Here is a 12375-nt window from a genome sequence, read left to right as displayed (position 1 = left end):
ATTACAGTGCGGAGCCCATCTTAAAATTGGCTTTTTTCATTAAAGAGCCATACTGCTGTTGCATCACAAATGATTGCACTTGCGCCATAAAATCCATGGCAACAACCACAATAATTAATAAAGAGGTACCACCAAAATAAAATGGCACGTTGTACTTCAGTACTAAAAATTCAGGCAATAGGCAAACTAAAACCATATAGATGGCGCCGCCTAAAGTAAGTCGTACTAATATTTTGTCGATATAGCGAGCGGTTTGTTCGCCTGGGCGAATTCCTGGTACAAATGCGCCGCTTTTCTTTAAGTTTTCAGCAGTATCTTTACTATTAAATACGAGTGCTGTATAGAAAAAACAAAAGAAAATAATTGCTGCAGCATAAAGAATCGTATAAACCGGCTGACCAGGGGCTAACGTTGCGGCCAAATCTTTCAGGCCGCGACTAAACATATTGCTATTTTCGCCTGAGGTAAACCAACCGGCGATGGTGGCTGGAAATAAAATAATTGATGAAGCAAAAATAGGGGGAATAACGCCCGCCATATTCAACTTCAGCGGCAGATGCGACGATTGGCCGCCGTAAACTTTATTGCCTACTTGGCGCTTGGCATAATTGACTAAGATACGCCGTTGACCCCGCTCGACAAAAACCACAAAATACGTTACGCCAATGACAATAGTCACAATTAAGATGGCTGACAGAACATTCATTGAACCTGTACGCACTAGCTCGAGCAAGCTACCTAAAGCGCTGGGAAGTCCTGAAACAATGCCACCGAAAATAATAATCGAAATACCATTCCCAAGACCACGCTCGGTAATTTGTTCACCAACCCACATCAAAAACATTGTGCCCGTAACCAAAGTAACTACAGTATTTAAGCGAAATATCATGCTTGGATCAATGACTAGGCCAGGCTGAGCCTCAAGCGCAACAGAAATTCCGAGGGCTTGAAAAGTTGCTAATAAAACTGTGGCGTAGCGCGTGTACTGGGTAATTTTTCTCTGCCCTGCTGGACCCTCTTTTTTCATGGCCTCAAGTGAGGGCAGCACAATGGTCATGAGCTGCATAATGATGGAAGCCGAGATATACGGCATGATGCCAAGCGCAAATACCGTAAAGCGCGATAACGCACCGCCTGAAAATAAATTAAACATCCCTAAAATGCCATCTTTTTGGCCGGCAAATAACTGGGCCAACTGATCAGGATCAATTCCAGGCACGGGAATATGTGCGCCAATGCGATATACCAGTAAAGCGAGCAAAAGGAACACTAAGCGACGACGTAAGTCACCGAACTTATTGCCCGATTGCGCAATGCTGGAGATAGTAGGTGTCGCGATTGCCATGGGATTAGTAAATTAAACTGCTTCCAAAACTTGGCCGCCAGCCGCTTCAATTGCTGCCTTAGCACCAGCTGTAGCTGTTAAGCCCTTTAAAATAACAGCGCGCTTCAGTTCACCAGTTTTAACGACTTTTACTGCCTGAATTTGTTCGCCCGCTAAACCATGTTGTCTTAACACCAACAAATCGACCTCGGCTACACCCATTTTTTCTAAATCATTCAGGGTAATTTGGCCAACGTGGCGACGTGTTAAAGAAACGAAACCGCGTTTTGGCAAACGACGATACATCGGCATTTGACCGCCTTCAAAGCCAACTTTATGAAAACCACCCGAGCGCGATTTTTGGCCTTTATGGCCACGACCCGCAGTTTTACCTAAGCCTGAGCCTATGCCACGGCCAACCCGACGACGATTTTTCTTGGCACCAGCTGCAGGTTTAATTGTATTAAGTTGCATTTTTTTACCTATTTACTTTCTGATCTTTTAGCTAATGACCTTGATCAAATAAGAAACCTTATTCATCATGCCGCGCACCGCTGGGGTATCTTGCAATTCTGAAACTGAATTAATACGGCGCAGCCCTAAGCCACGCACAGTTGCGCGATGGCTTTCACGAGTGCCCACCAAACTGCGCACCAGCTGCAATTTGACTTTTGGATTGGATTGATTTGTTGTCATAATTAATTCCTATTCTGGATCTGCTCAACCAAGAATTTCTTCCACTGATTTACCGCGCTTAGCGGCAATTTCAGCCGGAGTACTCATCTTGCTTAAACCGTCAATGGTTGCGCGTACCATGTTGTAAGGGTTGGTAGAGCCAATCGACTTAGCAACTACATTGGTCACGCCCATCACGTCAAAAATAGCGCGCATTGGACCACCAGCAATCACTCCCGTACCTTCTTTAGCGGGCGACATTAAGACTCGTGAGGCGCCATGTTGGCCAATAACCGAGTGCTGTAAGGTACCCTTACGAAGGGGTACCTTAATCATTTTGCGACGCGCTTCATCCATCGCCTTTTGAACAGCGACTGGGACTTCTTTTGATTTACCTTTGCCCATACCAATTCGGCCATCACCGTCACCAACTACAGTTAATGCGGCAAAACCCAGAATCCGCCCGCCTTTAACTACCTTAGTAACGCGATTAACTGCAATCATCTTTTCGCGAAGACCATCATCGCGTTCTTCAGATTGCATTTTGGTTTGCATTTTTGCCATGTTTTTTCCTAAACCCAATAATTAGAACTTGAGGCCGGCTTCGCGTGCTGCCTCAGCCAATGCCTTAATTCGTCCGTGATAACGGTGACCAGAGCGATCAAATGCCACATCGACAATGCCGGCCTTAACCGCACGCTCAGCAATTAATTTGCCAATTTGTTGCGCTGCTGCACTGTTGCCGCCATTTTTAAGCGCCTGGCGTAAATCTTTTTCCATTGTTGAGGCAGCCGCTAGCACCTTAGTGCCACAGGGGCTATACACTTGCGCAGAAATGTGCGCGTTACTGCGAATCACTGTAAGGCGATTAGCAATCTGCTCTGCAATTCGAATACGCGTTTGGCGTGCACGCCGTTGTCTTGATTCGTCTTTATTCATAGATGATCTCGCTTACTTCTTCTTAGTTTCTTTCAGATGAACTACTTCGTCGACATAGCGTACGCCTTTGCCTTTATAGGGCTCGGGTGAACGATAGGCACGCACTTCAGCAGCAACCTGACCAACTTGTTGCTTGCTGGCGCCTTTAATGATAATTTCCGTTTGCGACGGAGTTTCTGCTTTTACGCCTTTTGGCAGGTTATAAATAATGTCGTGCGAGAAACCCAATTGCAATTTTAGGGCGTCGCCCTGAGCTTGCGCGCGATAGCCTACGCCAACCAAACTCAATTTACGCTCAAAGCCTTGTGTGACACCCAGCAACATATTGTTCACCAAAGCACGAGTCGTGCCTGACAATGCGCCTGCTTCTGGTGAGCTATCTTTTAACTCAACGATAATCATTCCGTCGGCCTGCTGCAAACCAATAGAGGGATGTAAATTGTGCGTCAAGGTTCCCAGTGGGCCTTTAACCGTCACCAAAGCGCCACTAATATTAATTTCTGCGCCCTTAGGCACTGGAATGGGGGATTTACCGACTCTAGACATGAAGATCTCCTTAGGCGATATAGCAAATAACTTCGCCGCCCACGCCGGTAGCGCGTGCTTTGCGATCGGTCATTACGCCTTGCGGGGTCGAAATAATTGCCACTCCCAAACCATTCATTACTTCAGGAATGTCATGGCGCCCTTTGTAGATGCGCAAACTCGGAGTTGATACTCGGTCAATACGCTCGATGACAGGACGGCCTGCATAATATTTAAGTTCAATTTTTAGCACTGGCTTAGCTGCTTCGCCTTGAATTTCAAAACCATCGATATAGCCTTCATCTTGCAAGACTCTAGCAATGGAAACTTTAATTTTTGATGACGGCATAGTAACGTTTGGTTTTTGCACCGCTTGCGCGTTGCGAATCCTTGTTAACATGTCGGCGATTGGATCGCTGATGCTCATAAGTTCTCCTGAATTCTTTCGCCGCTTACCAGCTGGCCTTGGTTAAACCGGGGATCTCGCCACGAAAAGCGATCTCACGAATTTTGCCGCGCGCCAAACCAAACTTTCGGAATGTGCCGCGTGGCCGACCGGTTAATGAACAACGATTTCGTTGACGAATCGGGCTTGCATTTCTGGGTAGGGCTTGCATCTTTAAGCGAGCTTCGTAGCGCTCTTCATCGCTTCTTGAAGTATCTGCGATGATGGCTTTAAGTTCGGCGCGCTTTACCGCATATTTTTCAGCACATTTAATGCGCTTTTTTTCGCGCTCAATCAGGGACATTTTTGCCACGTTAACCTCTTAATTGCGGAAAGGAAATTTAAACGCTGCCAAGAGTGCTTTCGCTTCCTCATCAGTTTTGGCAGTAGTAGTAATGCTTACATTGAGACCACGTAGGGAATCAATTTTGTCGTACTCAATTTCGGGGAAAATAATTTGTTCTTTCACACCGATGTTGTAATTACCGCGACCGTCAAAAGCCTTACCTGAGATACCGCGGAAGTCGCGAACTCGGGGTAATGCGACGGTGACGAAGCGATCTAAAAACTCATACATCTTTGCGCCACGCAAAGTTACCATGGCGCCAATGGGATAACCTTGACGAATTTTAAAACCGGCAATGGCTTTGCGTGCCTTGGTAACAACTGGTTTTTGACCGGCAACTTTAGTTAGGTCGCTAACGGCATTTTCAATAATTTTCTTATCGTTTACTGCTTCACCTAAACCCATGTTAAGCGTAATTTTGGTCACACGTGGCACTTGCATTACCGACTTATAGCCAAACTTCGCCATTAAGTCAGTAACCACTTTATTTTTGTAATGTTCTTGAAAACGGGTGCTCATAATATCTCCAAATTCCTTAAGCGCTTAAGCTTGTGCCAGTGGTTTTCAAATAGCGGACCTTTTTGCCATCAGCCAGCTTAATACCCACGCGTGATGCTTTGCCGTTGCTATCAAGCAATGCAACATTGGAGATGTGGATAGGCATGACTTTGTCAATCATTCCACCCGTAACACCTGCGGCAGGATTTGGTTTGGTCGCCTTTTTGTAGATGTTGACACCTTCTACCACAAGCTTTTCTGCCAGCACGGTTGTCACTGTGCCGGTTTTACCTTTATCTCGACCCGTTAATACCACCACCGAATCACCTTTACGAATTTTTTTCATATCAGCCTCTTAAATCTCTGCTTTAAATAACTTCTGGAGCAAGCGAAACAATTTTCATAAACTTCTCGGTGCGTAATTCGCGCGTTACTGGTCCGAAAATACGGGTGCCGATTGGCTCTAATTTAGCGTTCAATAGCACCGCTGCATTTTCATCAAACTTAATGAGGGATCCGTCTGGGCGCCGCACGCCTTTGGCTGTACGTACGACCACAGCATTATAAATATCGCCTTTTTTAACGCGGCCACGTGGTGCAGCAGACTTCACGCTGACTTTAATGACATCGCCAATATTGGCATAGCGTCGTTTAGACCCACCCAATACTTTGATGCATAACACTTCACTGGCGCCTGTATTGTCGGCAACCTGCAATCTACTTTCGGTCTGAATCATTTTTAATCCCCAACTTATTGGCCAAAGGCAAACAGTCTTGGTTCCGTCTAAGGGCTCTGGCAGAACAGCCAAAACCCGGAATTAATGAAAATACACTCTCGTTTACTGCATTGTTTACTGCGAAAAGCCCATGATTCTATAACGAATTATGGGGTCTGGCAAGCAAATTCCCCTTAAAACCCTGGAATATTCCTTAAATACCTCTTGAAGCCTCAACCAACCGTGTAACTACCCATGATTTCGTACGTGAAATGGGGCGGGACTCGGCAATTTCAACGGTGTCGCCCATTTTGTACTGACCAGCTTCATCATGCGCGTGGTATTTCTTAGAATGGCCAACATATTTGCCATACAAGGCGTGCTTAACTTGACGCTCAACCAACACTGTCACGGTTTTTTGCATTTTGTCGCTTACCACTCGTCCAATTAAAGTGCGGCGTAAGGGTGTAGAAGTTTCTGTCATATGCCCACCTTATTTCTGTACAGTTTTTTGGGTAATAAAGGTTTTTACGCGTGCGATGTCGCGCTTGACCTTACCCAATTGACTGGTATTTTGAAGTTGTTGAGTGCCTTTTTGCATGCGCAGCTTGAAGCTGGCTTTGAGCAATTCTGAAAGTTCGCTATTTAAAGCACCCAGATCTTTTGTTTGTAAGTCTTTATTTGTCATATTCATCTACCTAATTAGCCCAGATGGCGAATTACGAAGGTGGTTTGGAGTGGCAATTTAGCTGCAGCCAGCTTAAAAGCTTCGCGCGCCAATGCCTCATCAACACCATCCATCTCGTATAAAACCTTACCTGGCTGAATTTCTGCCACGTAATACTCAGGATTACCTTTGCCGTTACCCATACGTACTTCAGCAGGTTTTTGTGAAATAGGCTTATCGGGGAAAATACGAATCCAAATTCGACCGCCACGCTTAATGTGGCGCGTCATGGCTCGTCTTGCTGATTCAATTTGGCGGGCAGTTAAACGCCCGCGACCCACAGCCTTTAAGCCAAAATCGCCAAATGATACAGAGCTACCACGAGTAGCAACGCCTGTATTACGGCCTTTTTGCTCTTTACGAAATTTGCGACGCTTAGGTTGTAACATACTTAATCTCCTGACTTCTTCGTATCAGCAGCAGGGGTTCCGTTTGCTGCAGCACCCACTTCAACTGCTTTACGTACCCGCTTCACAAGGGGCTTAGTTGTTACTTTTGGTTTGTCATCTGCTGCTACTGCCGCCTTATCGCCAGCTGGACCACGACGTGCAGTTTTGGCAGGAGCGCGACGGGATTTTTTATCATCAACACTAGGCTCAATGGCTGGCGCACTGGCTACGGGTGGCGCTTCAGCACCACGGCCCAAGGTATCGCCCTTATAAACCCAAACTTTTACGCCAATGATGCCGTAAGTAGTTTCTGCTTCCGAGGTCGCGTAATCAATGTCGGCCTTCAAGGTATGCAATGGCACGCGGCCCTCACGGTACCATTCGCGGCGCGCAATTTCTGCACCATTTAAACGACCTGAAGACATAATTTTGATGCCTTGAGCACCCAAACGCATTGCGCTTTGCATGGCACGCTTCATTGCCCTACGGAACATGATGCGTTTTTCAAGTTGTTGTGTGATCGAATCTGCAATTAACTGCGCATCCACTTCTGGCTTACGAATTTCTTCAATATTGACATGCACAGGAACGCCCATACGCTTTTGTAATTCGCGGCGAAGCACTTCAATATCTTCGCCCTTCTTGCCAATAACAACACCTGGGCGTGAACTATAAATTGTGATCCGCGCATTTTTTGCAGGGCGCTCAATAATGACTTTACTAACGGATGCATTCTTTAATTTCTTTTTGAGATAAAGACGAACATCAACGTCTTCTTTCAGCATCTTGGCAAAATCGGTATTGTTAGCATACCAACGTGAAGTCCAATTCTTGGTTACCGAGAGTCGGAATCCAGTGGGATTTATTTTTTGGCCCATAACTTTCCTTAATTACTCAGGGTCACACAAATGTGACAAGTTTGTTTTTCAATTTGATTACCACGGCCCTTAGCGCGCGCAGTAAAACGTTTTAATGACGTTGCTTTATCGACAATGATGGTGGCTACTTTGAGCTCATCAATATCGGCACCTTTATTGTGCTCAGCATTTGCGATCGCCGATTCAACTACTTTTTTAACAATAAAAGCTGCCTTCTTTGGGCTGAAATTTAAAATATGCATTGCGCGAGCAATTGGCAAACCACGAATTTGATCGGCGACCAAACGCGTTTTTTGTGCCGAAATACGGGCGCTTTTATGAGTTGCTTTCACTTCCATCATCATCCCCTTACTTCTTCACAACTTTCTTATCGGCCGAGTGACCTTTGAAAGTACGGGTCAAGGCAAACTCACCTAGCTTATGACCCACCATGTTTTCTGATACGTAGACTGGCACATGCTGACGTCCGTTATGCACAGCTAACGTCAAGCCAATGAAGTCTGGCAATATTGTGGAACGGCGCGACCAAGTTTTGATCGGCTTTTTATCTTTATTGGCCTGTGCAACTTCAACTTTTTTTACCAAGCTGGCATCACAAAATGGGCCTTTTTTCGCGGAACGTGTCATGTATTTTTCCTTAATCGCTTAGTCATTAACGCTTCTGACGACGCTGAACAATCATGGTCGTCGTGCGCTTATTGCGACGCGTACGATAACCTTTGGTTGGCGTTCCCCATGGCGATACAGGTACACGACCTTCGCCAGTTTTGCCTTCACCACCACCATGCGGGTGATCAACTGGGTTCATTGCAACGCCACGTACAGTTGGACGAATTCCCCGCCAACGATTTGCGCCTGCCTTACCAATTTGGCGCAAGCTGTGTTCTTCATTGCCCACTTCACCAATTGTGGCGCGGCACTCAATTAACACCCGACGAACTTCGCCTGAGCGTAAACGGACTTGAGCGTAAACGCCTTCGCGCGCTAACAATACTGCCGAAGCACCCGCAGAGCGAGCAATTTGTGCGCCCTTGCCTGGCAACATTTCAACGCAATGGATCGTGCTACCAATCGGAATATTACGAATCGGTAAATTGTTGCCCGCCTTAATTGCAGCCTCAGAGCCATTCATAATTTGTTGGCCAACAGTCATGCCTTTAGTGGCAATGATGTAACGCCTTTCGCCATCAGCGAATAACAATAAAGCAATGTTGGCGCTGCGATTGGGATCGTATTCCAAGCGCTCTACTTTTGCTGGCACGCCATCTTTATCATTCCGCTTGAAATCTACTACCCGATAATGGTGTTTATGACCGCCACCCTTATGACGAGTAGTGATGTGGCCATTATTATTACGGCCTGCTTTTTGAAACTGTGGTTCAACTAACGCTGCAAAAGGCTTGCCTTTATGCAGATCGGGATTGACCACCTTGACCATTGAACGACGACCTGGCGAAGTCGGTTTTGTTTTCATCAGTGGCATGGTTAACTTGCCTCCGCTTCAAAGTTAATTTCTTGACCAGGCTTCAAATTGACATAGGCTTTTTTGGTGTGGTCACGACGTCCTTCAAAACGGCCATAGCGCTTCGGCTTGCCTTTTTGATTGACAATTTGTACCGAGTCAACTTGCACCTTAAAGAGTAATTCAACCGCTTGCTTGACATCTAACTTATTGGCTTCGCGAGCAACTTGGAAAACCACTTGTTCATTTTTATCAGCCACCATGGTTGCTTTTTCCGAAATAACTGGACCTAGCAATACCTTCATTAGTTTGTGATCATTTTTGCGCACTAGATTCATTTCAGCAACTCCTCGATTTTTGCAATCGCTGCTTTGCTAACCAATACTTTTTGGAACTGCACCAATGCCAATGGGTCTGCATGCTGTGGCTCCATGACTGCAATTTTGTACAGATTACGTGAAGCCAAGTACAAATTTTCACTAACTTGGTCAACAATGATAAGCACTGAGTCAAGACCCATGGCTTTGACTTTATCGGCTAATTGCTTCGTTTTTGGGGCGTCTAATTTAAATTCATCGATGATATTTAGGCGACCTTCGCGAGCCAACTGCGACAGAATCGATTTCATGCCAGCGCGATACATTTTTTTATTTACTTTGTGGCTGTAATTTACTTCTGGTGAATTCGGGAATATCCGACCGCCTCCACGCCACAGTGGTGATGAAGTCATACCAGCACGGGCCCGACCTGTGCCTTTTTGGCGCCACGGTTTTTTCGTGCTGTGCTTTACTTGTTCACGGTCTTTTTGAGCGCTATTACCGCTGCGCGCATTGGCTTGATAAGCAACCACCACTTGATGAATAAGTGCCTCGTTATACTCGCGCTCAAAAATCTCTGGTGATGCTTGAATACCAGCTGCTAATGTGCCGTTATCTTGGAGAAGCTTAATTTCCATTTGGGGCTCTCCTTATTTTTTCTTCAGCGGTGTTTTAACCGCTGGAGTAACAATGACTTTGCCGCCAGGCGCTCCTGGAACTGCGCCCTTAACCATAATGAGGCTACGTTCTGCATCGATACGGGCTATGACTAAATTTTGTGCAGTACGAGTTTCATCACCAAGGTGACCGGTCATACGCTTGCCAGGAAAAACTCGACCTGGATCTTGAGCCATACCAATCGAACCGGGGACATTATGTGAACGCGAATTACCGTGACTAGCGCGCCCCGACTTAAAGTGGTGACGCTTAATCGTGCCAGCGTAACCTTTACCAATAGTCACGCCTTGTACGTCAACTTTTTGACCAGCAGTAAACGTATCGACGCCGACAACTTGACCGGGCGCGAATTCGCTAACTTTAGCTGAGTCTAGGGTGAATTCATTAAGACCGTTACCTGCCAAAACGCCTGCTTTAGCAAAGTGCCCAGCCATAGATTTAGTAACGCGACTTGCTCTACGGGTACCGTGAGCTAACTGAACAGCATCATAGCCATCAGTAGCCAGGGTTTTCACCTGTGCAACTCGGTTATCGCTAACGTCGATTACCGTGACGGGAATTGCTTCACCTTCATCCGTAAAAAGACGGGTCATGCCGACCTTACGGCCGATCAAGCCTAAGCTCATTTTCAAACTCCACGCCGACTTCGATTGGCCGGCAATAATTTAATAACTAATTAATAAGTAAAATATTACTTATAAATCAATGACTTAAAACAATATTTCAACAAAAATGCATGAAAACTAGGGGTTTTGATGCTGCTATAAACCCGGAAAAGCCTATGATTCTATCCCAGATTCAGGCGCTTAGCAAGAAACCTGGGCTATATAACCTTACTGCAGCTTAATTTCTACATCTACACCCGCTGGCAAATCAAGCTTCATTAACGCATCAACGGTTTTTTCAGTTGGGTCAACGATATCCATTAAACGTAAATGGGTACGGATTTCCATCTGATCGCGCGAGGTTTTATTCACGTGCGGTGAACGCAGCAAGTCAAACCGCTCAATGCGGGTTGGCAATGGCACAGGACCCTTAACAACTGCCCCCGTACGCTTTGCGGTATCAACAATCTCAGCTGCAGATTGATCAATTAAGCGGTAATCAAATGCTTTAAGACGAATACGAATTTTTTGGTTTTGCATAATTTTTCCAAAGAGCAATGCGGTGCTGCCGCGGTTATCTATCTAAAGAGCGCACCTGACTTTGCAGCACAAGGCCAGGTGAATTGCAAACCGAAAACTAAAAAACTAAATCAAACCCTAAGCCAAAATCTTTGCAACTACACCAGCACCAACTGTACGGCCACCTTCACGAATCGCAAAACGTAAGCCTTCTTCCATGGCGATGGGAGCAATCAGTTTTACGGTAATCGTGACGTTATCGCCTGGCATCACCATCTCTTTATCTTTTGGCAACTCAATCGATCCGGTTACGTCAGTAGTACGGAAGTAAAACTGGGGGCGATAGTTGTTAAAGAAGGGCGTATGACGACCACCTTCATCTTTTGACAGCACATAGACTTCAGCGGTGAAGTGGGTATGCGGTGTAATTGAACCGGGCTTCGCTAAAACTTGACCCCGTTCGACTTCTTCACGCTTAGTGCCGCGCAATAAAATACCGACGTTATCGCCTGCTTGACCTTGATCGAGTAATTTGCGGAACATCTCAACCCCAGTACAGGTGGTTTTGATGGTGGGCTTAATACCGATGATTTCAATTTCTTCACCAACTTTAACAATGCCACGCTCGATACGGCCAGTAACGACTGTACCGCGACCGGAGATCGAGAAGACATCTTCTACTGGCATCAAGAACGCGCCGTCAACTGCACGCTCGGGGGTGGGAATATAAGTATCTAAGGCTTCGGCTAAGGCCATGATGGCGCCTTCACCGAGTTCGCCCTTGTCGCCTTCTAAGGCAAGCTTAGCCGAACCTTTAACGATGGGGGTGTCATCACCAGGGAAGTCGTATTTGGATAAGAGCTCACGCACTTCCATTTCGACTAACTCGAGTAGTTCAGCGTCATCGACCATATCGCACTTATTTAAAAAGACGATGATGTAAGGCACGCCAACTTGGCGGGCGAGCAAAATATGTTCGCGGGTTTGGGGCATTGGGCCATCGGCAGCAGAGACCACTAAGATGGCGCCGTCCATTTGTGCAGCACCAGTAATCATGTTCTTAATGTAGTCGGCGTGACCTGGGCAATCGACGTGCGCGTAGTGACGATTCTTGGTCTCATACTCAACGTGGGCAGTATTAATGGTAATACCGCGAGCCTTCTCTTCTGGCGCAGCGTCAATTTGATCGTACGCTTTTGCTTCGCCACCAAACACTTTAGAGAGCACGGTGGTAATTGCCGCAGTCAGGGTTGTTTTGCCATGGTCAACGTGGCCAATCGTACCGACGTTAACGTGCGGTTTAGTCCGTTCAAATTTTTCTTTTGCCATTTT

At 46.2% G+C, this 12375-nt stretch carries 23 protein-coding genes; all 23 read right to left on the bottom strand.

Annotated elements, in window-relative coordinates:
• Nucleotide 1: 1 nt before the first annotated feature.
• Nucleotides 2–1345 (bottom strand): preprotein translocase subunit SecY, encoded by a 1344-nt coding sequence (gene secY, locus LZG75_RS01740; protein WP_233923277.1) that lies wholly within the window; start codon nt 1343–1345, stop codon nt 2–4.
• 12 nt (nt 1346–1357) lie between these two features.
• Nucleotides 1358–1798: a 50S ribosomal protein L15 gene (gene rplO / locus LZG75_RS01735; RefSeq protein ID WP_233923278.1), complete on the bottom strand. Its 441-nt coding sequence runs from the start codon at nt 1796–1798 to the stop codon at nt 1358–1360.
• Nucleotides 1799–1825: 27 nt separating this feature from the next.
• Entirely contained in the window at nt 1826–2020 is a 195-nt protein-coding gene (gene rpmD, locus LZG75_RS01730; RefSeq protein ID WP_233923279.1) for a 50S ribosomal protein L30, read from the bottom strand.
• Nucleotides 2021–2044: 24 nt separating this feature from the next.
• Entirely contained in the window at nt 2045–2563 is a 519-nt protein-coding gene (rpsE, locus tag LZG75_RS01725; RefSeq protein ID WP_233923280.1) for a 30S ribosomal protein S5, read from the bottom strand.
• A gap of 21 nt (nt 2564–2584) precedes the next feature.
• Nucleotides 2585–2938, bottom strand: a complete 354-nt coding sequence (gene rplR, locus LZG75_RS01720; RefSeq protein ID WP_233923281.1) for a 50S ribosomal protein L18 — start codon at nt 2936–2938, stop codon at nt 2585–2587.
• Nucleotides 2939–2950: 12 nt separating this feature from the next.
• Nucleotides 2951–3484: a 50S ribosomal protein L6 gene (gene rplF, locus LZG75_RS01715; protein ID WP_233923282.1), complete on the bottom strand. Its 534-nt coding sequence runs from the start codon at nt 3482–3484 to the stop codon at nt 2951–2953.
• 10 nt (nt 3485–3494) lie between these two features.
• Complete coding sequence (rpsH, locus tag LZG75_RS01710) at nt 3495–3890, bottom strand: 30S ribosomal protein S8 (RefSeq protein ID WP_233923283.1); 396 nt, start codon at nt 3888–3890, stop codon at nt 3495–3497.
• Between the two features lie 25 nt (nt 3891–3915).
• Nucleotides 3916–4221, bottom strand: coding sequence for a 30S ribosomal protein S14 (rpsN, locus tag LZG75_RS01705; RefSeq protein WP_233923284.1), 306 nt, complete (start codon nt 4219–4221; stop codon nt 3916–3918).
• 9 nt (nt 4222–4230) lie between these two features.
• Nucleotides 4231–4773, bottom strand: a complete 543-nt coding sequence (gene rplE / locus LZG75_RS01700; protein WP_233923285.1) for a 50S ribosomal protein L5 — start codon at nt 4771–4773, stop codon at nt 4231–4233.
• 16 nt (nt 4774–4789) lie between these two features.
• Nucleotides 4790–5098 carry a 50S ribosomal protein L24 gene (gene rplX / locus LZG75_RS01695; RefSeq protein ID WP_233923286.1) on the bottom strand — a complete coding sequence of 103 codons (309 nt, stop codon included), beginning with the start codon at nt 5096–5098 and terminating at the stop codon, nt 4790–4792.
• A gap of 22 nt (nt 5099–5120) precedes the next feature.
• Nucleotides 5121–5489 (bottom strand): 50S ribosomal protein L14, encoded by a 369-nt coding sequence (gene rplN, locus LZG75_RS01690; protein WP_233923287.1) that lies wholly within the window; start codon nt 5487–5489, stop codon nt 5121–5123.
• A gap of 193 nt (nt 5490–5682) precedes the next feature.
• Entirely contained in the window at nt 5683–5952 is a 270-nt protein-coding gene (rpsQ, locus tag LZG75_RS01685; RefSeq protein WP_233923288.1) for a 30S ribosomal protein S17, read from the bottom strand.
• A 9-nt stretch (nt 5953–5961) separates the two neighbouring features.
• Complete coding sequence (rpmC, locus tag LZG75_RS01680) at nt 5962–6156, bottom strand: 50S ribosomal protein L29 (RefSeq protein ID WP_233923289.1); 195 nt, start codon at nt 6154–6156, stop codon at nt 5962–5964.
• A gap of 14 nt (nt 6157–6170) precedes the next feature.
• Nucleotides 6171–6584, bottom strand: a complete 414-nt coding sequence (rplP, locus tag LZG75_RS01675; protein WP_233923290.1) for a 50S ribosomal protein L16 — start codon at nt 6582–6584, stop codon at nt 6171–6173.
• 2 nt (nt 6585–6586) lie between these two features.
• Nucleotides 6587–7462, bottom strand: coding sequence for a 30S ribosomal protein S3 (gene rpsC, locus LZG75_RS01670; RefSeq protein WP_233934847.1), 876 nt, complete (start codon nt 7460–7462; stop codon nt 6587–6589).
• A gap of 8 nt (nt 7463–7470) precedes the next feature.
• Nucleotides 7471–7803, bottom strand: a complete 333-nt coding sequence (rplV, locus tag LZG75_RS01665) for a 50S ribosomal protein L22 (protein ID WP_233923389.1) — start codon at nt 7801–7803, stop codon at nt 7471–7473.
• A 7-nt stretch (nt 7804–7810) separates the two neighbouring features.
• Entirely contained in the window at nt 7811–8089 is a 279-nt protein-coding gene (gene rpsS, locus LZG75_RS01660) for a 30S ribosomal protein S19 (RefSeq protein ID WP_233923292.1), read from the bottom strand.
• Nucleotides 8090–8114: 25 nt separating this feature from the next.
• Nucleotides 8115–8945: a 50S ribosomal protein L2 gene (gene rplB, locus LZG75_RS01655; RefSeq protein WP_233923293.1), complete on the bottom strand. Its 831-nt coding sequence runs from the start codon at nt 8943–8945 to the stop codon at nt 8115–8117.
• Nucleotides 8946–8947: 2 nt separating this feature from the next.
• Nucleotides 8948–9262, bottom strand: coding sequence for a 50S ribosomal protein L23 (gene rplW, locus LZG75_RS01650; RefSeq protein ID WP_233923294.1), 315 nt, complete (start codon nt 9260–9262; stop codon nt 8948–8950).
• Entirely contained in the window at nt 9259–9879 is a 621-nt protein-coding gene (rplD, locus tag LZG75_RS01645; RefSeq protein ID WP_233923295.1) for a 50S ribosomal protein L4, read from the bottom strand. The genes rplW and rplD overlap by 4 nt, the downstream gene beginning before the upstream one ends.
• A gap of 12 nt (nt 9880–9891) precedes the next feature.
• On the bottom strand, nt 9892–10545 hold the full coding sequence (gene rplC, locus LZG75_RS01640; protein ID WP_233923296.1) for a 50S ribosomal protein L3: 654 nt from the start codon (nt 10543–10545) through the stop codon (nt 9892–9894).
• A 207-nt stretch (nt 10546–10752) separates the two neighbouring features.
• Nucleotides 10753–11064, bottom strand: coding sequence for a 30S ribosomal protein S10 (gene rpsJ, locus LZG75_RS01635; RefSeq protein WP_233923297.1), 312 nt, complete (start codon nt 11062–11064; stop codon nt 10753–10755).
• Between the two features lie 117 nt (nt 11065–11181).
• Nucleotides 11182–12372 carry an elongation factor Tu gene (tuf, locus tag LZG75_RS01630; RefSeq protein WP_233923298.1) on the bottom strand — a complete coding sequence of 397 codons (1191 nt, stop codon included), beginning with the start codon at nt 12370–12372 and terminating at the stop codon, nt 11182–11184.
• Nucleotides 12373–12375 lie beyond the last annotated feature (3 nt).

This window comes from Polynucleobacter sp. IMCC30063 (assembly GCF_021395235.1).
In the GTDB taxonomy this organism is placed as follows: Bacteria; Pseudomonadota; Gammaproteobacteria; order Burkholderiales; family Burkholderiaceae; genus Polynucleobacter.
Note: the sequence above shows the minus strand (reverse complement) of the source record. Positions and strands in the feature narration are given on the sequence as shown.

Coding starts and splice junctions, on each gene's coding strand:
- secY (WP_233923277.1), bottom strand. CDS start 1,345: ATGGCAATCGCGACACCTACTATCTCCAGCATTGCGCAATCGGGCAAT.
- rplO (WP_233923278.1), bottom strand. CDS start 1,798: ATGCAACTTAATACAATTAAACCTGCAGCTGGTGCCAAGAAAAATCGT.
- rpmD (WP_233923279.1), bottom strand. CDS start 2,020: ATGACAACAAATCAATCCAATCCAAAAGTCAAATTGCAGCTGGTGCGC.
- rpsE (WP_233923280.1), bottom strand. CDS start 2,563: ATGGCAAAAATGCAAACCAAAATGCAATCTGAAGAACGCGATGATGGT.
- rplR (WP_233923281.1), bottom strand. CDS start 2,938: ATGAATAAAGACGAATCAAGACAACGGCGTGCACGCCAAACGCGTATT.
- rplF (WP_233923282.1), bottom strand. CDS start 3,484: ATGTCTAGAGTCGGTAAATCCCCCATTCCAGTGCCTAAGGGCGCAGAA.
- rpsH (WP_233923283.1), bottom strand. CDS start 3,890: ATGAGCATCAGCGATCCAATCGCCGACATGTTAACAAGGATTCGCAAC.
- rplE (WP_233923285.1), bottom strand. CDS start 4,773: ATGAGCACCCGTTTTCAAGAACATTACAAAAATAAAGTGGTTACTGAC.
- rplX (WP_233923286.1), bottom strand. CDS start 5,098: ATGAAAAAAATTCGTAAAGGTGATTCGGTGGTGGTATTAACGGGTCGA.
- rplN (WP_233923287.1), bottom strand. CDS start 5,489: ATGATTCAGACCGAAAGTAGATTGCAGGTTGCCGACAATACAGGCGCC.
- rpsQ (WP_233923288.1), bottom strand. CDS start 5,952: ATGACAGAAACTTCTACACCCTTACGCCGCACTTTAATTGGACGAGTG.
- rpmC (WP_233923289.1), bottom strand. CDS start 6,156: ATGACAAATAAAGACTTACAAACAAAAGATCTGGGTGCTTTAAATAGC.
- rplP (WP_233923290.1), bottom strand. CDS start 6,584: ATGTTACAACCTAAGCGTCGCAAATTTCGTAAAGAGCAAAAAGGCCGT.
- rpsC (WP_233934847.1), bottom strand. CDS start 7,462: ATGGGCCAAAAAATAAATCCCACTGGATTCCGACTCTCGGTAACCAAG.
- rplV (WP_233923389.1), bottom strand. CDS start 7,803: ATGATGGAAGTGAAAGCAACTCATAAAAGCGCCCGTATTTCGGCACAA.
- rpsS (WP_233923292.1), bottom strand. CDS start 8,089: ATGACACGTTCCGCGAAAAAAGGCCCATTTTGTGATGCCAGCTTGGTA.
- rplB (WP_233923293.1), bottom strand. CDS start 8,945: ATGCCACTGATGAAAACAAAACCGACTTCGCCAGGTCGTCGTTCAATG.
- rplW (WP_233923294.1), bottom strand. CDS start 9,262: ATGAATCTAGTGCGCAAAAATGATCACAAACTAATGAAGGTATTGCTA.
- rplD (WP_233923295.1), bottom strand. CDS start 9,879: ATGGAAATTAAGCTTCTCCAAGATAACGGCACATTAGCAGCTGGTATT.
- rplC (WP_233923296.1), bottom strand. CDS start 10,545: ATGAGCTTAGGCTTGATCGGCCGTAAGGTCGGCATGACCCGTCTTTTT.
- rpsJ (WP_233923297.1), bottom strand. CDS start 11,064: ATGCAAAACCAAAAAATTCGTATTCGTCTTAAAGCATTTGATTACCGC.
- tuf (WP_233923298.1), bottom strand. CDS start 12,372: ATGGCAAAAGAAAAATTTGAACGGACTAAACCGCACGTTAACGTCGGT.